This window comes from Kribbella hippodromi (assembly GCF_039531045.1).
GTDB classification, from domain to species: Bacteria; Actinomycetota; Actinomycetes; order Propionibacteriales; family Kribbellaceae; genus Kribbella; species Kribbella hippodromi.
In genome coordinates this window covers 20,978-41,877 of the sequence record NZ_BAAAPH010000039.1, presented here as the reverse complement: position 1 = coordinate 41,877, position 20,900 = coordinate 20,978, and the positions used below count along the sequence as shown (strand labels likewise).

Annotated in this window: 3 protein-coding genes; all 3 read right to left on the bottom strand. The window is 66.6% G+C overall.

The window, feature by feature from the left end; translation table 11 throughout:
• Nucleotides 1-19: 19 nt before the first annotated feature.
• The 3 genes from ABD260_RS36420 to ABD260_RS36410 all read right to left on the bottom strand — a co-directional run bounded on the left by ABD260_RS36420 (nt 20) and on the right by ABD260_RS36410 (nt 20,879).
• Nucleotides 20-9,412, bottom strand: coding sequence for an amino acid adenylation domain-containing protein (locus ABD260_RS36420; protein WP_344241367.1), 9,393 nt, complete (start codon nt 9,410-9,412; stop codon nt 20-22).
• Nucleotides 9,409-19,716, bottom strand: coding sequence for an amino acid adenylation domain-containing protein (locus ABD260_RS36415; RefSeq protein ID WP_344241365.1), 10,308 nt, complete (start codon nt 19,714-19,716; stop codon nt 9,409-9,411). The genes ABD260_RS36420 and ABD260_RS36415 overlap by 4 nt, the downstream gene beginning before the upstream one ends.
• 707 nt (nt 19,717-20,423) lie before the next feature.
• Nucleotides 20,424-20,879, bottom strand: a complete 456-nt coding sequence (locus tag ABD260_RS36410) for a transposase (protein ID WP_344241363.1) — start codon at nt 20,877-20,879, stop codon at nt 20,424-20,426.
• Nucleotides 20,880-20,900: the final 21 nt, after the last annotated feature.

Genomic DNA, 20,900 nt, shown 5'->3' with positions numbered 1-20,900 from the left:
TCCTTGTCCGTCGCGCGGGTCATGACAGGTCGAACAGTTCGGAAGCGTCCGGGCGGTCGTCCTCGCCGCCGGCGATCAGCTCGTCGACGGCCACGGCCAGCTGGGCGACGGTCCGGTTCTGGTAGACCATCGGCAGCATCAGCGAGATGTCCCAGCGCTCCTGGACCTCGGTCGCCATCGATGCCACCAGCAACGAATGGCCGCCGAGCCCGAAGAAGTCGCTGTGGATTCCGACGCGATCGCGCTTCAGCAGCCGCGCCCAGAGCTCGGTCAGCACGGCCTCGGTCGGGGTCGTCGGCGGCGCGTAACTGTCGCCGGTCCGGGCTTGCTCGACGATCTCGGACAGGTCCGGCAGCGCCTTGCGGTCGACCTTGCCGTTGGCCGACAGCGGCAGCTCGTCCAACGCCACGAAGTACGTCGGCACGGCGTACTCGGGCAACCGCTCCAGCAGATGCGACCGCAGCTCGTCCTCCGTCGCGGGGCGGCCCGGCACCGTCGTGAGGTACGCCGCCAGCCGCTTGTCCGCGGCCGTCACTTCGTGCAGCACGATCACCGCGGACCGAACAGCCGGATGGTCGATCAGTACCGCCTCGATCTCGCCGATCTCGATCCGGTAGCCGCGGATCTTGACCTGGTGATCCTTGCGCCCGGCGTATTCGATCGCGCCGTCCGCCCGGAACCGCGCCAGGTCGCCGGTCGCGTACAGCCGTCCCGGACCGTACGGGTTCGCGACGAACCGCTCTGCGGTCAGATCGGGTCGAGCCAAGTACCCGCGGGCCAACTGCACCCCGCCGATGAGCAGCTCACCGATCACCCCGTCGGGCACCGGTGCCATCGCCCGATCCAGGATGTACAGCTGAGTGTTCGCGACCGGCCGGCCGATCGGAACGGTGGTCGCACCGGGCGTGCACTCCCAGAAGCTCACATCGACCGACGCCTCGGTCGGCCCATACAGGTTGTGCAGCCGCGTGCCCGGCAGCGCCTCCTGCAACTGCTCCTGTACGTCGAGCGGCAGCGCCTCGCCACTGCACACCACATCCCGGAGGCCCGTACAGCGTTCGCGGACCGTGCGCTGCCGGAGGAACGCCTCCAACATGGACGGTACGAAGTGCAGTACGCCGATGCCCTGCCGTTCGATCAGCTCCGCCAGGTAGGCCGGATCGCGATGACCGTCGGGCCGGGCGAGGTGCAGGTGTGCACCGGTGATGAGCGGCCAGAAGAACTCCCACACCGACACGTCGAAGCTGAACGGCGTCTTCTGCAAGACCCGGTCGTGCGCGCGCAGCTCGTACTCACTCTGCATCCAGAGCAGCCGGTTGCAGATGCCGCGATGCGACAACATCGCGCCCTTCGGCCGGCCGGTGGAGCCGGACGTGTAGATGACGTACGCCAGGTTGTCCGGGCTGATCTCCACGTCCAGCGGAGCCGTACTGGTCGCGTGATCGTCACGGACCTCGATCAGTCGTACGTCGTCGAGGAACGACAGCTGACCCGGTTCGACCAGTGCGATACCCAGTTGTGCGTTCGCGGCCATGTACGCGATCCGGTCCTGTGGATAGGACGGGTCGAGTGGTACGTACGCGCCGCCTGCTTTGAGGATCGCCAGCAGTCCGATGACAAGCTCAAGCGAGCGTTGCAGGCAGACGCCGACCCGTGTCTCCGGACCGACCCCGTGCTGCTGCAGCGTGCGGGCCAGCTGGTTGGCGCGGGCGTCCAACGCGGCGTACGTCAACTGACTGTCCTCAAAGGACAGGGCAATCCGGTCGGGACAGCTGCGTACTTGCTCCTCGAACAGGTGGTGCAGTGTGGTCGGCCGAAGCATCGCGACGTCGTTGGTCGCGTTGCGCTCGGACAGGATGTGCTCCCGCTCGGCGGCTTGCAGCAGCGGCAGCTGCGCGACCGGTTTACGCGGCTGGTCCGCCATGCCTGCCAGCAACGTCTGGAAGTGCTCGCCGAGCGTCGCAACCGTGCTCTGCTCGAAGAGCGCGGTGCTGTACTCGAACGTGAACTGCAGCCGACCGCTCCGCCGTTGCAGACTGAGGCCGAGGTCGAACTTCGACACCCCGACGCCGGTCTGGGTCACGTCGTGAATCCACGCCGGCTGATCATCCGCGGTGTCCTCGAACAGCTCGTCCAGCCCGGCGAACATCACCTGGAACACCGGCTGGTAGCTCAGACTGCGCTCAGGCCGAAGCTCCTCGACGATCCGGTCGAACGGTACTTCTTGCCGGCTCTGCGCTTCCAGCAGCTTCCGGCGGACCTGGTCGAGTACAGCAGTGAAGTCCGGCTCGCCGCTCAGATCCACGCAGAGCGCGACCGTGTTGACCAGGAAGCCGATCAGCGGCTCGGTCTCGACCCGGCCGCGGTTGGCGATCGGGATGCCAATCACCACCTGGTCCTGACCGCTGTACCGAGACAGCAGCACCGCGAACGCGGCGAGGATTGTGACGAAGTGCGTCGACCGCGTCTCCCGGCTGAGCGTGTCCAGCCGGTCAGTGAGCTCTGCCGACAACAGACAGGTCAGGTTGGCACCTGCATAGGTCTGTACGGCAGGCCGCGGGTGGTCCGTCGGTAGGGAGATCAGCGCCGGTGCATCCGCCAGCTGCTCCTTCCAGTACTCCAGATGCGGCCGTACGCGATCCTCCTGCAGACACTGCTCCTGCCAAACGGCGTAGTCGGCGTACTGGATCGGCAGCGGGTCGAGTGTCTCCGAGTTGTACAGCGCGAACAGCTCGTGGTTGAGGATTCCAACGGAGTAGCCGTCGACGATCGCGTGATGCGCACTGAACGCCAGTACTGCCTCGTCGCCGGTGAGCCGGATGAGCAGCACCCGGAACAATGGTCCGGCGTTCAGGTCGAACGGTTCGGTCCACAGCTCGTGGGTGAGCGCCTGCACCGACTGCTCGTCATACCTCGGTAGGTCGGCCACTGACAGCATGACCGTGCCGGTGTCGGCGATCTTCTGCCACAGCTGGCCGTCGGACTCGTAGAAGGTGGTGCGCAGCGTCTCGTGCCGCTCGATCAGTTCACCAAGCGCACGGCGCAGCCGTTCGGGGTCGACCGCGCTGGTGCGGTGCAGCAGCCAGCCGACCGTGTACAGCGGACTGTCGGGGTGCAGCCGCTCCAAGTACCAGACCCGGCGCTGATCGAATGTCGCCGGAATCCGGCCGCCGCGCGGTACCGGGACGAGTGGAACAGCCCCGCCGGCCTGATCGAGCTGCACCAGTGCGTCGACCTCGGCCGCGACCTGCGCAATCGTCGGCTGCTCGAAGATCACCCGAACCGGCAACTGCACCGAGAACGTCTGCTGCACCCGGGCAACCACCTTGGTCGCCAGCAGGGAGTGCCCGCCGAGGCTGAAGAAGTCATCGAAGACACCCAGCGACCGCTGTTCGAGCACCTCCTCCCAGATGCCCACCAGCTGTGCCTCGGTCGCACTGCGCGGGGGAGTACCACCGATCCGCGCAGCCGGGCTGTCGCCGGGCAGCGGGAGCGCCTTCCGGTTCACCTTGCCGTTGCTGTTCAGCGGCAGTCGATCCAGCACCACGAAGGTCGACGGGACCATGTACGCGGGCAGTTGTTCCCGCAGGTGCGCCTGGAGCAGTTCGGTCAGGTCGTCGGGCTGCTCGTACGCGGCGACGTACGCCACCAACCGCCGGCTCGAACCGTCCGGCTGCGCGAGCGTGACGCAACTGTGTACGAGCGGATGCTGATCCAGTACCGCATCGATCTCGCCGAGCTCCATCCGGAACCCGCGGATCTTCACCTGGTTGTCGGTGCGGCCAACGAATTCGACATTCCCGTCCGGCAGGTACCGGACCAGGTCACCGCTCTTGTACAGCCGCCCGCCGGGCTCCGGGCCGAACGGATCCGCGATGAACGTCTCGGCCGTCAGTCCGGCCCGGTTCAGGTAGCCCCGGGTCAGGCCGGCGCCGCCGATGTACAGCTCTCCGGGTACGCCCGGCGGGACCGGTTGCAGGGTGGAGTCGAGGACGTAGATGCGCGCGTTGGTGATCGGCCGGCCGATGTGGATGACGTCGAGCTGCTCGTCGGTGTGCGTGCCGGTGGCGAAGATCGTCGTCTCGGTCGGTCCGTACACGTTGAAGAAGTCGCGCCCGGGCGCCCAGGTCCGGATCAGGTCCGCCGGGTACGCCTCGCCGCCGACGACCAGCGTGCGCAGATGCGGCAGCGGCGGCTCGGTCGGGAGCGTGGCCAACGCGCCCGGGGTGAAGTTCAGGCTCTCGATGGCGCGCTCGGTCAGGACGCTGTGCAGGTCGTCGCCGATCATCCGCAGACCCTCCGGCGGGATGACCAGGGTGCCGCCGGTCATCAGCGGCAGCAGGATCTCCCAGACCGAGAAGTCGAAGCTGAGCGATGCCACCTGCAGGACGTTCTGGCGCCGGTCGAAGCAGGCGTTGCGGCGAATCCACGGCGCGACGTGCTGGAGGCACTCGTGGGCGACCATCACGCCCTTCGGCTTGCCGGTCGAGCCGGAGGTGTAGATGAGGTAGGCGAGGTTCTCGGGAGTCAGCCCGCTCACCGGCGACTCGGTCCGGTCCGACGCCACTGACGCCCAGTCCGTGTCCAGGCAGAGCGTGGGCAGATCGTCGGCGGGCACTTTCGGCAGCAGGCGAGATTGAGTCAGCAGTAGTACGAGGCCGGCGTCGCGCACCACGTACGACATCCGCTCCAGCGGGTAGCGCGGGTCGATCGGGACGTACGCACCACCTGCCTTGAGCACCGCGAGCAGGCCGATCACGCTCTCCACCGAGCGTTCGAGGCACAGTCCGACGAGGGTCTCCGGTCCGACGCCTTGGTCGCGCAGCCAATGCGCCAGTTGGTTGGCGCGGCTGTTCAGCTCGACGTAGCTCAGCTGCTGGTCCTGGTACACGACTGCGACCGAGTCCGGAGTGGACCGTACCTGCTCGCGGAACAGCTCGTGCAGGTACGTCGGTCCGTCGTCGGAGGTGCTCTCGCTGCTCCACACCTCTACCGCGAGGCTGTGCTCGTTGTCGGTGACCATCGCGACCTGTCCGAGCGGCTTGTCCGATGTCGTCGCCAGGTCCAGGCAGATCTGGCGCAGGTGCGCGAAGAGCGACTCGATGGACGGATCGTCGAAGCGCTGCGGGTCGTAGAAGACGTTGACACCGATTCGCGCTTCGGTCGTGATCACCACGTTCAACGGGTAGTGCGTCTGCTCCCGCGAGCTGATCGCCTGCAGCCGCAGTCCGCCCGTACGCCGGTTGTCCTCCGGGTAGTTCTCGAAGACGAACAGCGTGTCGAAGAGCGGTGTACCCGGCGGCAGCTCACTCCACTGCTGCACTTGCCCGAGCGGGCTGTAGTCGTACTGGCGCAGCTGTACGGTCTGCTCCTGCAACTGGCCGAGCCACTCGACTACGGACGTACTCCGAGGCACCTGGACGCGGAGCGGCAACGTGTTGATGAAGAGACCGGCCATCCGGTCGATCCCATCGAGATCACCCGGCCGGCCCGCACTGACTGTCCCGAACACCACGTCATCCGTCCGCGTGTACCGGCTGAGCAGCAGCGCCCAGGCACCTTGCAGTACGACGTTGAGCGTCAGCCCGTGCTTTTGCGCGAAGTCCCGGAGGCGGGTGCTCTCGCTGGCGGTCAGGAAGAAGTCGGTTCTAGTTTGCGAAACCTCCGGACCGTCGGTGCTGCGGGAGCCGAGCGGACTGGGTGGTTCGAGTCCCTGGAGGGCCTCGCGCCAGTACGTCTCGGCCTGGTGCAGGTCCTGCTGCTCCAGCCAGGCGACGTACTCGCGGTACGGAAGGGCAGGCAGGTTCGTCAGGTGGCTACCGGCGGCCAGCGCGTCGTAGTACTCGGCGGCGTCGTTCAGGACCAGGCCGATGCTCCAGCCGTCGAGGATCGCGTGGTGAGCGCTGAACACCAGCTGGTAGGAGCTCTCCGCGGTACGGGCGAGCAGCATCCGCCACTGCGGCGCATCCTGCGGTACGAATCCGCGCTCGCGATCATGGCCGAGGTACTCCTGGAGCAGTTCGTCGGCATTGCCGGTACGCCAGTCCTGGGTCCGGAGCGGTACGTCGAGGGTGCTCCACACAAGCTGATCGATCTCGCGGAAGCTGGTGCGCAGAATCGGGTGGCGGCGCATCACGTACGCCCAGGCCTGCTGGAAGGTGGCGACATCCAGGTCGTGGTCGATCCGTACGATCAACTGAACGTGGTAGATGCCTTCACCCTGCGCGTACCGGCTGTGGAACCAGAGTCCTTGCTGAATGGGTGTCTGCGGGTAGCAGTCCTCCAGTGGACGTGGCGCCGAGGTCCACGCCGGGTGGTCCCGCAGCTCGCCGATGAGGGTGTCGACGGCGTCCTGGTTCATTCCACTCAACGGGAGATCAGCGGGGGAGTAGCCGTGGATCTCCGGCCGGGTCGCCTCCTCACCGAGCTGGCGCAGCACGTCGCGGGCATGGTCTGCTACCCGCCGAACAGTGGCCCGGCGGTGTGCGCCGTGGTTGTAGACCCACCGCAGCCGCAGCCGGCCGGCGCGGAGGTGGCCGATGATGTCGATCAGGTACGGACGGTTGTTGCGCCCGTCCTCATCCGGTCCAACCGATCCGAACGACTGGTCGACCTGGCCCAAGTAGTTGAAGCTGATCTCCGCGGGCAGGTCGGTGCGGTCGGCCAGCAGTCCGTACCCGATGCCGTTGCGTGGGCGCTTCCGGAGCACCTCCTTGGTCTGCTTGAGGCCGTCGCTGAGCCCGTCGGTGACAGGCAGCCGTACCGGCGAGACCGTGGTGAACCAGCCGACGGTACGGGTCACGTCCACCTCGTCGAAGAGGTCCTCGCGACCATGCCCTTCGAGGTCGATCCGGACGCTGCTGTCCTGTGTCCAGACGCCGACCGCGGCCGCCACCGCAGTCAGCAGTACGTCGTTGATCTGCGTGTTGAACCGGGCCGGAACGGAGTGCAGCAGCGCGTTGGTCTCAGCGACAGTCAGAACCGTGTCAATGACGCGGCTTCGGTCGACGGTGTTCTGTTCGGTGGGTCCGTCGAGGGGGAGTGGTCGTACTGGTTGGGTCTGTGCTGTCCAGTAGTCCTGCTCATCAGTTGGTACGTGCCGTGCGAGCCGAGCGGCCCAGTGCTGCCAGGAGGTGGTCTTCGGCGGCAGCGGTTCGTTGCTGATCAGCGTACGCAGGTCTTCGAGCAGGATGCGCCAGGAGACGACATCGACTACGAGGTGATGGACCACCAGCAGCAGCTTGGTGTCGGAGAACAGGACTGCCCGCATGAGCGGTGCCTCGCCAACGTCCAGGCTGGCTTGCACCTGTCCGGCGACGTCCGTGAGGTCGTCCAGCTCGTGCACCTGGAAGGGCAGCTCAGTGGGTACGTCGATGATCTCGGCCCGCCAGTCGTCACCGTCCTGGTGGAAGCGGGTCCGCAGTACGTCGTGCTGTTCGAGCAGACCGCGCAGTACCCGGGGCCAGTCGACGCCGGCAGGTACGTCGACCAGTACCGACTGGTTGAAGTGATTGCGGTTGGTGAGCTCCTGCGACAGGAACCAGCGCTGGATGGGCGTCAGCTCGACCGGACCGGTGACTAGTCCTTGGTCCGCGTCGAGAGTCGTCGCGGCACGCTCCTGCACGACTGGCGCGAGTTCGGCGATGGTCGGGTGCTGGAAGAACTGCTTGACGGTGAAGTGCAGCCCGAGCTGCTTCGCGCGGAACACCACCTGCAGGCTGAGGATCGAGTCGCCACCGAGTGCGAAGAAGCTGTCCTGCACTCCCACCGGCTGATCGAGGCCCAGTACCGACTGCCAGATCTCCGCGAGGTGCTGCTCGACCGGAGTCCGCGGCGCGACGTGGTCCCGGCTCGCGGCCGCAGGGTCAACGGGTACGGCGGTCAGCGCCTTCCGGTCGATCTTGCCGTTCGTCGTGACCGGCAGGCTGTCCAGCGCGACGAAGCCGGCCGGGATCATGTACTCGGGCAGCCGATCGCTCAAGAACGACCGCAGCTCGTCCACATCAAGTGTGTCCCGCGGCTTGAGGTACGCGATCAGCCGCTTCTGCTCGTGCAGCAGGACAGCAACCTGGCGTACGTCCGGATGCTGCGCCAGCGTCGCCTCGATCTCGCCGAGTTCGACCCGGAAGCCGCGGATCTTGACCTGGTCGTCGACCCGCCCGAGCAACTCGAGGTTGCCGTCCGGGAGCATCCGGGCCAGGTCACCGGTCCGGTACAGGCGTCCGCCGTCGCCGCTGAACGGGTCCGCGACGAACCGTTCAGCGGTCAGATCCGGCCGGCCGAGGTACCCACGAGCCACCCCGGCGCCCCCGACGTACAGCTCGCCCGCGACGCCTTCGGGCAGCGGCTGATGGCTGTCGTCCAGGATGTACAGCTTTGTCCCGGTGAGCGGCCGGCCGATGTGTATCCGCTCCAGCTCCGGGGTGTACTGCGCGAGGCACACGCCGACAGTCGTTTCGGTTGGGCCGTAGCCGTTGACGAAGATGCGGCCGTTCGCCCAGGCGCGGACAAGGTCGAGCGGGCAGGCCTCGCCGCCGACGGTGAGACAGTGCACCGACGGCAGCGAGTCCTCGGGCAGGGTGGACAGCGCGGAGGGCGTCAGGCTGACGTTCTCGACATACTCCTCGAGTAACAGCTCGGCCAGCGCCGGACCCATCATCGGCAGGTCCGGTGGCGGCAGGACCAGCGTGCCGCCGGACAGCAGGGCCATGGCGAGTTCCCAGACCGAGATGTCGAAGTTCAGTGAGGTCCCCTGCAGTACCCGCTGCGGTGTCTCCAAGCCGTAGTTCCGCTGCTGCCACTGGGTTAGTGCACGGAACCCGCGGTGCGTCACGGCCACACCCTTGGGCCGGCCGGTCGAGCCGGACGTGTAGATCACGTACGCGAGGTTGTCGGGGCTGCTGTCCGACGCTGGCGCCTCACCGGGCAGTCGGTCGAGCTGCTCCCACAGCTCCTCGATGGTCAGCACAGCGGCTGCATTGGCCGGCAGTACGTCGACCGTGCCGCGCTGCGCCAGCACCAGCGACGTAGCGCTGTCGGTGACCATGTACTCGAGCCGCTCGCGCGGGTAGGCCGGGTCGAGCGGTACGTACGCGGCACCGGCCTTGAGGATGGCCAGCAGGCCGATCACCATCTCCAGTGATCGCGAGATGCACAGGCCGACCAGACTCTCCCGGCCCACTCCGCGGGCCTGCAGGTTGTGCGCCAGCCGGTTGGACCACTCGTCCAGTGCTCCGTAGGTCAGCTGGTGCCCGCCGTACGCGACGGCGACCCGGTCCGGGTAGCGCTCGGTCCGCTCCCGGAACAGCTCGTGGAAGGGCGCCGGACGGTGGAGTTGTTCGAGCCGCTGCCGCAGTGCGGTCTGCTGCTCGGTCGAGAGGTTCCCGACTCGCTGGGCAAGGGATTCACTCATTTGTCCGACTCCTCTCGATCGGTACTGGCCTGTACCTCCGCGAGCAGTTGTTCGAGGATGAACCGCTCCTCGCCGCTCGCGATCCCGTCCAGGTACGTGGTCAGGTCGGTGCTGCCCTGATCCAGTACGCGCCGCCGCTCTTCGTCGGTCAGTACAGTGATCTCGCCAAGGCGGAGGGCCGGCTGCCGCACCAGCTGCGTACAGATCTGCTCGAACTGCGCCAGCAGGCGATTGACCGTGGTCTCGTCGAAGTGCCCGGTGTCGTACTGCGCCGACAGCGCGACCGTCTCCTCGATCGCCACGACCAGAGCCAGCGGGTAGTTGCTGCGCTCCTCGGAATCAACCAGCTCGAACTGCAAGGCCGCTGTGTCGTCCCGGCCGACCGGATAGTTCTCGAACACGAACAGCGTGTCGAAGAGCGGCGTACCGGCCGGCAGTGCGGCCCACTGCTGGATCTGGTTGAGCGGTGTGTAGTCGTACTGCCGCATGTGCACGTTGCGTTGCTGAAGCTGATGCAGCCAGTCGAGTACGCCGGACTGGTGTGGCGTACGGATGCGCAGTGGCAGCGTGTTGATGAACAGACCGACCATGTTCTCGACGCTCGGCAGCTGGGGTGGACGCCCCGAGGTGATGGTGCCGAAGGTGACGTCCGTGGAGTTGGTCTGCCTACTGAGCAGCAACGCCCACGCGCCTTGCAGCACGGTGTTTAGCGTGAGCTGGTGACGATGTGCGAACTCACGAAGCTCAGCTGTCAACGTAGGGCTCAGCCGACGGTCCGCTCGCGCCTGGCCGGTTGCAGCGGTCCGGGTGGCCAGGGGAGTCGGCGGCGCTAGATCTTCCAGAGTCTGGCGCCAGTACGCCTCTGCCTCCTGCAGGTCCTGCTGCTGCAACCAGGCGACGTAGTCACGGTACGGCGGGGTCGCCGGCCGCTCACCGGTCCTGTTCGCCTCGTAGTAGTGCGCGACATCATTCAGGATCAGGTGGATGCTCCAGCCGTCCAGGATCGCGTGGTGCGCGCTCCACACCAGCTGATAGCTGCTCTCGCCGGTGCGAGCCAGTAGCAGGCGCCACTGCGGTGCATCCTCCGGTACGAAGGCCCGTGCCCGATCCTGTTCTAGGTAGGTGGCGAGCTGATCGTCCGTACGCCAGTCCTCTGTCTGCAACGGCACGTCGAGGGTGTCCCAGACGAGTTGCAGCGGCCGGTCCGCGTCTGCACCGGAGAAGCTGGTGCGGAGGATCGGGTGCCGGCGCATGACCTGCGACCAGCTCTGGCGGAACGCGGCGAGGTCCAGGCTCGGGTGTTCGAACCGCAGGATCAGCTGAACGTGGTAGACGCCCTCACCCTCGGCGAGCTGACTCTGGAACCAGAGCCCTTGCTGGATAGGTGTCTGCGGGTAGCAGTCCTCAAGCGGTCTCCGGGCGGCCGCCCACCTTGGATGGACCCGCAGCTCGTTGCACAGGCTGTCGATACCTGCCTGGGACAGACCGCTCAGCGGAAGGTCCGACGGGCTGTAGCCGTTGACGTCGGCCCGAGTGGTCTCGGCAGTGAGCTGCCGGAGCGTGTCCAGTGTCTGCTCGGCAACCCGTTTGATAGTGCGTTCGTTGTGCGCCTGGCTGTACGTCCACTGCACGTGCAACTGGCCGTCGCGGAGGTGGCTGACGATGTCGATCAGGTACGGGCGCTGGTTGCCGGCGTCCCAGTCCGGACCGGCCGACCCGAGCGCATGCTCGAACTGACCAAGGTGGTTGAAGCTGATCTGCGCCGGAGCCGGCCGATCGAAGTCGGTGCCATAGGCAAGCAGCCCGTCCCCGATGCCACGGCGCGGCCGGTCGTGCAGCAGTTCCTTGATCTGCTTGAGCCCGCGGGTGAGGTCACTGGGTACCGGCAGCCGGACCGGCGAGATGGTCGTGAACCACCCGACCGTACGCGTCACGTCGACGTCGTCGAACAGGTCCTCGCGGCCATGTCCTTCGAGGTCGATCCGGACGTGATCGTCCTGCGTCCAGGCACCGATCGCGGCAGCGACCGCTGTGAGTAGGACGTCGTTGATCTGGGTGTTGAAGGTGGCCGGGATTTCGTGCAGCAGTGCGTCGGTCTCGTCCACGCCGAGTACGGCCTCGTACACACTGCTGCGGCCGATCGGGTTGCTGTCTGCGGGCCGGTCCAGGGGGATTGGCCGGGTGGGCGTGGCTTGTTCGGTCCAGTAGGCCAGCTCGCCGGGCACGACGGCCTGGCCGAGTCTGCTGCCCCACTGCGGCCAAGAGGTCGTCTTGGGCGGCAAGGGCTCGTCGCGCAGCAACGTGTGGAGGTCTTCCACGATGATGCGCCAGGAGACGACATCGACGACCAGGTGATGGACGACGAGGAGCAGCTTCGACTGTTCGCCGGTGAACAGGACGGCCCGCAGGAGTGGCGCGTCGGCGAGGTCAAGGTCGGCCTGGACCTGTGCGGCGACCTCGGGCAGATCGTCGAGTTGGTGTACCTGGAAGGGCACTGCGTCGGGGAGGCCGGTGATCTCAGCCTTCCACTCGGTTCCGTCGTACTGGAAGCGGGTGCGCAGGGCATCGTGGTGTTCGAGCAGTTGGCGGAGTACACGCTCCCAATCGACCTCAGCCGGTACGTCGATCAGCACGGACTGGTTGAAGTGGTTGGGGTTGCTGAGGTCCTGCTCGAAGAACCAGCGCTGGATCGGAGTGAGCTCGGCCGGACCGGTCACCAGCCCTTGCTCGGCTCGCAGGTCCGGTGCTTGCTGTTGCTGGGCGATCGGAGCGAGCTCGGCGATCGTCTGGTACTGGAAGAGGTGCTTGACGGCGAAATGCAGTCCGGCCTGCCGGGCGCGGAACACCACCTGCAAGCTGAGGATCGAGTCGCCGCCAAGCGCGAAGAAGCTGTCGTGGACACCGATCGGCTGGCGCGCGCCGAGTACGCCTTGCCAGATCTGCGCGAGCTGCCGTTCGACGGCGGTCCGCGGCGCGACGTACTCGCGGCCGCCGGCGGAGTGGTCCTCCCAAGGGACTTCGGCGAGGGCCTTCCGGTCGACCTTGCCGTTCGGGCTGAGTGGAAGCGCCGGCACCGGGACGTACACGCCGGGGACCATGTAGTCGGGCAGGCGTTCGCTCAGGAAGGACTGCAGGTTCTCAATCACGAGGGTGTCCCGCGGCCGGACGTACGCGATCAGCCGCTTGGTCGGGCCGTGAACGAGGACGGCGCACTCGCGGACCTCGGGATGCTGCGCGAGGGTGGCCTCGATCTCACCGGGCTCGACCCGGAAACCGCGGATCTTGACCTGGTCGTCGGCACGCCCGAGCAACTCGATGTTCCCGTCCGGGCGCAACCGAGCCAGGTCACCGGTCCGATACAGCCGACTGCCTTGGACGCCGAACGGGCTGGCGACGAACCGCTCAGCAGTCAGATCCGGGCGTCGCAAGTACCCGCGCGCCAGCCCGGCGCCACCGAGGTACAGCTCACCGGCGACCCCAACCGGCACCGGTTCCATTCCGGCATCGAGGACGAGCCCAGCCATGTTGTCCAACGGACGCCCGATCGGAATCAGCGAAGGCACATCATCGTCCGGCGCGATCCGAAAGCTGGCCGCGAACGTCGTCGTCTCGGTCGGTCCGTACCCATCCACGACCGTCAGCTCGGGGCAGGCCGCGCGTACCCGGCGTACCGCATCGGCCTGCACCGCATCGCCACCGGCCCAGACCTGGTCCAGCCCAGCCAGACACCCAGGATCTTCCTCAGCGAACAGATGGAACAGTGCAGCAGTCAGCCAAACAGCCGAGATCGCGTACGTCGGTACAAGACCGCGCAACAACTCCGGGCTGACCGCGCCGGGCGGCGCGAGCACCACCCGCCCGCCGGAGAGCAGCGGCGCCCACAGCTCGTACGTCGACGCGTCGAACGCCTGCGGTGAATGCAGCAGCACGCACTTGTGCTTCTCGAACCGGCTGTCCAGCGCCAGGGACGCGACATCGGCGTGCGTAACAGCAACACCCTTGGGCCGCCCGGTCGAGCCGGACGTGTACATCACGTACGCCAAGTCGTCAGTAGTGCTGTCCACCGCCGGCGGCGTCGCGGGGAGTTGCGCGAGCTCCGCCCAGGCGTCCTCGATCGTCACGGTCGTCGCGTCGGAGTCAGGGAGTACGTCAACAGCGGACTGCTGCGCGAGCACCACTGACATCGCCGCGTCGTCGACCAGGTACGCCAGCCGATCACGCGGATAAGACGGGTCCAGCGGTACGTAAGCGCCGCCGGCTTTCAGTACTGCCAGCGTCGCGATGATCAGCTCCTCCGAGCGGGCGATGCACAACCCGACCAGGCTCTCCCGGCCGACACCACAGCCGAGCAGCAGGTGAGCCATCCGGTTGGAGTGCTGTTCGAGCGCCTCGTATGTGACTTGGTGGTCGCCGAAGACCACAGCGACCTGGTCCGGGCGTAGCTCGGCCCAGTCCTGGAAGAGGTGATGCACCGGCTTGACGGATGCCTCGGTCCGGGTGCCCTGCGCGGCAGCGGTGAGCTGTTGGCGTTCGGCCGCATCGATCATCGGCAAGTGCTGTACGCGACTTTCGGGGTGCACCAGTACGGACTGCAGCAACAACTCGAAGTGGTCGGCCATCCGGGCAACGGTCGGCTCCGCGAACAGGTCGGTGCTGTACTCGAACCCGAACCGCAGTCCCTCCGGCGCGGACTGGATCATCAGCGTCAGGTCGAACCGGGAGACCCCGACGCTCATGCCCTGTTCGGCCAGTTCACGCATCCACGGCTGCGGTTGCGCGAGCGCGGACGCGTGATCCAGCATCGGCAGGCTCTCATCGGCGAACATCACCTGGAACACCGGGTTGTGACCGAGGCTCCGAACCGGGCGCAGCGCCTCGACCAGCCGCTCGATCGGAATGTCCTGGTGGCTCTGCGCGTCGAACAGCTTCCGCCGTACCTGATCCAGCACGTCCTCGAAGCTCGGATTGCCGCGCAGGTCGACGCAGAGCGCCACTGTGCTGACCAGAAAGCCGACCAGCGGCTGCAGCTCGGCGCGGTACCGGTCCGCGATCGGTACGCCGATCACCACGACGTCCTGCCCGCTGTAGCGCGACAGCAGTACCGCGAAGCTGCTCAGCATGGTGATGTACTGCGTCACCTGGTGTTCGCGACTGAGCTGCGCGAGCTGCTCGGTCAACTCAGCGGACAACTGCCGATTCAGGAACTCACCGGTGAACCGCTGCTCCTCCGGCCGAGGGAAGTCGGTCGGCAGCGTCAGCAGCTCCGGCGCATCGGCCAACTGCTCTTTCCAGTAGTCGAGGTGGAAGTCGAGCAGGTCCTCCTGCAACCAGTGCTGCTGCCACACCGCATAGTCCGCGTACTGGACCTGAAGCGGCTGTAGCGCAGCCGGGACCTCGTCGGCCAGTGCTCTACAGAGCTGGAGGAACTCCTGTCCGAAGACACCGATCGAGTAGCCGTCGAACACGGTGTGATGCGCGCTGAGTACCACTACCTGATCGGTGCTGGACAACTTGATCAGCTCGGCGCGCAGCAGGGGTCCGGTGGACAGGTCGAACGGCTGGTCCCACCACTCGCGGATCTCGGCTTTGGCGCGTTGCTCGCACTCCGCCTCGGACAGGTCGGAGAAGTCGAGTTCGGGCAGGGTGATGGGGCAGTCCGGTGCGATCACCTGCCACACCTGACCGTCGGCCTCGCGGAACGTCGTACGCAGCGGCTCGTGGCGCTTGATCAGCTCGTGCAGGGCGGTACTGACGATCGCCGGCTCGATGTACGTCGGCAGCGGGATCAGCCAGTTCACCGTGTACGAGGTGGTGCCCGGGCTGAGGCGGTCGATGAAGAACAGGCGCTGCTGGTCGAACGTGGCAGGCAGCGGACCGCCGCGTGGGGTGGCGACGAGCGGGCGGGTTGGTACGGGCAGAGCCGCCACCTGGCGTTGCTGGAGTTCGAGAGCCACTTCGGCGATCGTGGGGAGGTCGAACAACAGCCGTACCGGGAGTTCGATGCCGAAGACCTGGCGGATCTTGGTGACCAGCTGGACCGCGAGCAGGGAGTGCCCGCCGAGGTCGAAGAAGTTGTCGAGCACTCCGATCGGCGACCGGGCCAGGATGCGCTCCCAGATCGAGACCAGCAGCGCCTCGGTGGTGTTGCGTGCCGGGACCAGAGTGGCGGACTCGGCGACGGCCGGCGTCCGCGGCAACAGCAGCGCGTTCCGGTCAAGCTTCCCACTTGCGGTCACCGGCAACGCGTCCAGCGCCACTAGCTCACTCGGCACCATGTAGCCCGGCAGCCGCTCCTCCAGGTAGGTCTTCACCTGAGGCAACAGCAGCTGCTGAATCTCGCCTTTGAGCGGCTCATTGGCAAGACTTGTCCAGTCATCAACGGCCGCCACCAGGTCATCTTCGATGTAGTCGCCTCGGCTGATCACGACTGTGTAGCTGCCATCCGCGCCATGACGGCTCCAGTCGACTCTGCTCGGGTAGCCGAGCGCCGCGAGCGCCGCAAGCAGGTCTTCCGGCTCGACGCCCTTCGGTTCGAAGGACTGCGCACGCCAGGCCTCGACGGTCTCGAGCCCGGAACCCCCCTTCAACCAGCGCAGTGTGCCGACCGCCTCCTCAACTCGCGCATTCGGCACGTTGACCACGCGCAGTCGCTCGGGCAGATCAGTCGCCAGCCGCGTACACAGCTCATCCAGCGTGAGCTGCTCGGCGCTCCAGTCGATCTCCGGAACGTCCTCGCCTGCACCGTCACCCGGCTCGCCGACGTGCAGCACCACTTGGTACCGGAACATGGCCATCTCGTTGGCGTCGCGGGTGGTGTGCGGCCGGACCTCCACGCGCGACACCCGGCCAGTACGCGCCGCCCACTCACGGAAGAAGGCCGGCGCGACGGTCAGCTCTTCTTCCTGCTGTACGCGGTGCTGCACGCGCTGCCGCAGTTGCTGGCGCGTCGTACTACCAGGCGCCCGGCTGATCTCGACGCTCGCGTGGAACGTCTCCAGCAACGGAAAGCTCCGGACATCGCCGACGATGATGCGCCCGCCGTCGGTCACCCGGTCGAGCGCACCGTCCAGTACGCGACGCAGGTAGTCAGCGCCGGGGAAGTACTGAATGACCGAGTTGATCACCACCGTGTCAACCGGTTCAGCGGTGAGGCCACTCAGGTCATCGGCCTCGCACCGATGCAACACGACCGGTTCCTCAGTGAGCCGGGCTCGGACTGCGTCCAGTGCAGAGTCAGAGAAGTCCGTTCCGTAGTACCGCTCGCAGTGCTCCGCCAACGGGAACAGCAGCAGCCCGGTTCCACAGCCGATCTCCAGTACGCGCCGCGGTTCGTACCCGCGGATCAGCGCCACCGTACTGTCCTGCCACGCCCGCATCTGCTCAACCGGAATGGCCTGCCCGGTGTAGCTGCTGTTCCACCCGGAGAAGTCGTTCCCGTCCTCGGACGAGAGGCCTGCCGCCGGATCGAACGCGTCGTACACCTCCCGCCACCGATCGACCCGCCGCTCGGCCAGCGAGTCCGTCCGCCGCTGAACCACCGACCGCGCGCGCTGCGGATGCGGCACCAGGTACGACACCAGCGACCGGTTGCCGGTCTCGTCCTCGCGGACCACGGTCGCCGCGTCCTGCACCACCGGATGCTCGGTCAGCAAACTGTCGATCTCACCAAGCTCGATCCGGTACCCGCGGATCTTGACCTGAAAGTCGGTTCGCCCGAGGAACTCCAGGTTCCCGTCCGGTCGCCATCGCGCCAGGTCACCGGTCCGGTAGATCCGCTCACCCGGTACGGTCGCGAACGGCGACGCGATGTACTTGCTGGCGGTCAGCTCCGGCTCGTTCGCATACCCGTCGCTCAGACAAGGCCCACCGATGTACAGATCGCCTGGTACATCCAGGGGACAAGGACGCAGGCTCCCGTCGAGTACGTAGTACCGCGCGTTCTGGATCGGCTTCCCGTACGGGATGCTGGACCACGCCGGGTCGACCACGTCGATCGGGAAGAAGTTCGACCACACCGTCGCTTCGGTCGCGCCGCCGAGGCCGATCACGTTAACGTTCGGAAACGCCGCTTTGAGCAGCTCGGGGGACTGCACCGGAATCCAGTCGCCGCTCATGAATACCAGCCGCAGCGCCGGCGACGCCGGTTCGATCGATCCATCAGCATCGGTCGGCAGGAACGGCACCAGCTGCATCAGCGCCGCCGGCGCCGAGTCCCAGAACGTGATCGGCTCACCGGTCAGGTACGCCAGCAGGTTCGCCGGCTCTTGCACGTCCTCGCCAGTCGCGACGCGGATCGATCCTCCGGCCGCGAGGATGCCGAAGATGTCGTACACGGACAGGTCGAACGTCAGCGCGGTGATGAACAGCATCCGATCCCGGGCGCCGACCGAGAACGTGTTGTTCACCCATTCGATCAGGTTCACCGCCGGGAAGTGCGCGACCGCAACGCCCTTCGGCGACCCGGTCGAGCCGGAGGTGAAGATGATGTACGCGATGTCCTCCGGCCGGCCGCGCAATGGCAGGTTCCCGATCGGCATTCGATCGAGCACAGCCGCCGAGTCGATACAGACGACCTGCGCGAGCGCCGGCAACGGATCAGCCGACCGGACCCGCGATACGAGAGCTTCTTGTGTCAGCAGGCACTTGATCTGCAACGAGTCGAGAATCCAGTGCCAGCGCTTGACCGGCGCGTTGGCATCCAGCGGAACGTAGGTCGCGCCGGCTTTCAGGATCCCGAGCAGCGCCGGCACCATCTCGGCCGATCGTTCCATCACGATCGCGACCTGGTCGCCGCGCCCCAGTCCGAGCTCCTTCAGGTGATGCGCCACCTGGTTCGCGCGCTCGTTGACCTGTCGGTAGGTCCACACCTCGTCCTGGAAGAGCAAAGCCGTTGCTTCGGGCTCCTTTTCCACCCGCTGCTCGAACAGTTGATGGATACAAAGCTGCTGCGAGTACGGCGTGTCCGTGTCGTTCCACTTGCGGACGATCTCGGTCGACTCGGCCGGCGTGAGCACCGTTAGCTCACCGAGCAACGCCTGCGGTTTGTGGACCAGCTCGGCCATCAACTGACGGAGATGTCCGGCCAGCCGGGCGATCGCCGGCGCATCGAACCGTGCGGTGTCGTAGTGCACTGTCAGCGTGAGGCGATCGCCGGTCGTCGCCACGATGCTCAACGGGTACGCCGCGTGGCTCTCCTCCCAGCTCTTGACCATCCGGCCGCCGGACTGTGGTTTCTCGACCGTCACAACCGTTTGGAAGAGTTCCTCGCCCGGCCCGATCCCGCTCCACTGCTGAATCCGCAGCAGGGGAGCGTACTCGTGCCGCTGCACTTCCTCGTACTGTTGATGCAGGCCACGCATCCACCCCGTCCAGCCCATCGATGGCGGTACTGACATGCGCAACGGCAGCGTGTTGACGAGCAGGCCGGCAATGTCCTCGATCCCCGACAGGTCAGCGGATCGGCCGGGGTTGGTGACTCCGAAGATCACGTCGCCGGTGCTCTGATAGCAGCTCAGCAACGTCGCCCAGACGCCTTGGATGATCGTCTGCAGCGTCAGCTCATGCTGTTGACCGACGGCGCGCAACGCGGCGGTCTCGTCGTCGTCGAGTACGACGGTCTGCTGCGCGTACGCCGCACAGGCCGGCGTCTCGCCGGTGTCCGGCTTGCGTTCGAACGGCAGTGGACTCGCGGCGGCCGCGCCCCGGAGTTCCTTGCGCCAAAAGGATTCCGCCTCTTGGAGATCCTGTCGGCTGGACCAGTCGACGTATTCCTGAAACTGCGTCACTTGTCCTTCGTCGACGGCTTCCCCGGCGATCAGCCGCGCGTACGCCCGCTCGACGTCCCGAAGGACGATCGCCTGACTCGGTCCGTCCAGCAACGCGTAGTGCAAACTCCACAGCACCTGCCAGCGCGTGTCTTCCAGCCGGGCAATGTGCAATCGCCACAACGGCGCCTTCGACAGTACGAAGCGTTGTTCGTGATCGAGTTTCCGGCGGGCCGCGAGTGCGCGGGCCTGTTGATCCGGGGCGAGCGTTCGCAGGTCGACCTGTTCGAGCGGAACGAGATCCGCGCTGCCGACCACCTGCCGGGGCTCGTCACCGGACGGTGCGTGAAAGGCGGTGCGGAGCGCTGCGTGGCGGCGCATGGCGTACGCCCAGCTGTTGCGAAAGGCACCGAGCTCGAGGTCGCCGGCCAGGTCGTACACGTTCTGGACGTGGTAAAGGCCGGACCGGCCGCGGGACTGGAAGAGGATTCCCTGCTGAGCGGGCGTCAGCGGGTACGTCGAGGCGTCATGGGTGCTCACAGCCGTATTCCTCCGGAATCAGGGTGGCGAGACGTCCTGGTTTCGGCGTGCCGATGCATTCGGGCAGCCCGAAGAATCACCCGGACCGGCCGCGGACGAATGCGATTCGGTGCGAGCGATCTGGTGATCAGATCTGTGCCTGGAAAGGAGCAGACAATGGTCGCGGAAGTGTCCGGAGCGGGACGAACGAGGCAATTCCGCGGTGACTGCGAATGGAGGTTCCCGGGCCTACCGCAGGCTGCGGTCCGTGCCCTGATGCCGATCGGTGTCCCAATCCGTCGCGGACCAGCGGGCGGTCCGGAACGCGGCGCGCCGATGGCGCCGGCGGGAGGCGGTACGGCCGCGATGGTCCCGCGGCCCGACGTGGCAGCGAGCGGTGGAAGACTTGAGATCGCTGTGGGCACTGGCGGCACGGAGCGGCCCGGCCGGCCGGCGACTCGACGGTGGCGGCGGCGGAACGAATCCAATCGTCATAGGGCGTCCTCGATGACCAATCCCTGTGGAGTGCACAGGTGACGCGGCTTTGGCTGGGGGGACCGAGCTCGGGGCGGAGCCGGCGTCGCTCCGTATCGTGATACGCGTCGGTGCTTTCCGTCAACTCTCAAATCACCCGGAGGATTGTTTCGTACGCAACTTGTTGCCCATTTCGTAACTGTCTCACGTGGTCACTGCGAAATTGCTGGTGGCGGCATTTTACTGAAAAGTATTCACGCTTTTCGATCGGCCGTTCCGGACCGGTCCAGAGCGGCGGCAACGATCTCCAGCGTCCAGGCCGGATCGCAGCGGTCGCCGCTGGAGAGGACGGTCTTGCGCAGCCGGGACCACAGCCCACACTTCGTCCAGGCGTGGAAATGCCGGTGCGCGGTGGCCTGCGAGATGCTGAACGTGGGTGGCAGCTGCCGCCACGCGCAGTCGCTGGTGAGCACGTAGACGACGGCGGTGAAGACGGTGCGGGCATCGATCGGCGCGGTCCCGCCGCCTTGCGGCCGGGAGCTGAAGGACGGCAGCAGCGGGGCGACGACCGACCACAACTCGTCGGTGACCAAGCGCTTCGAGAGCGCGCTGGCGGCGTGGCCGGAGCCGTTGCCACGTGAGACGGTTTTGTGGCCCGAAGCAACTTGTTTGGCTCGGGCTGGGGGCGACGAATCGGCGGTGGGCGGCATACACTCAGTTATGCCGCAGGG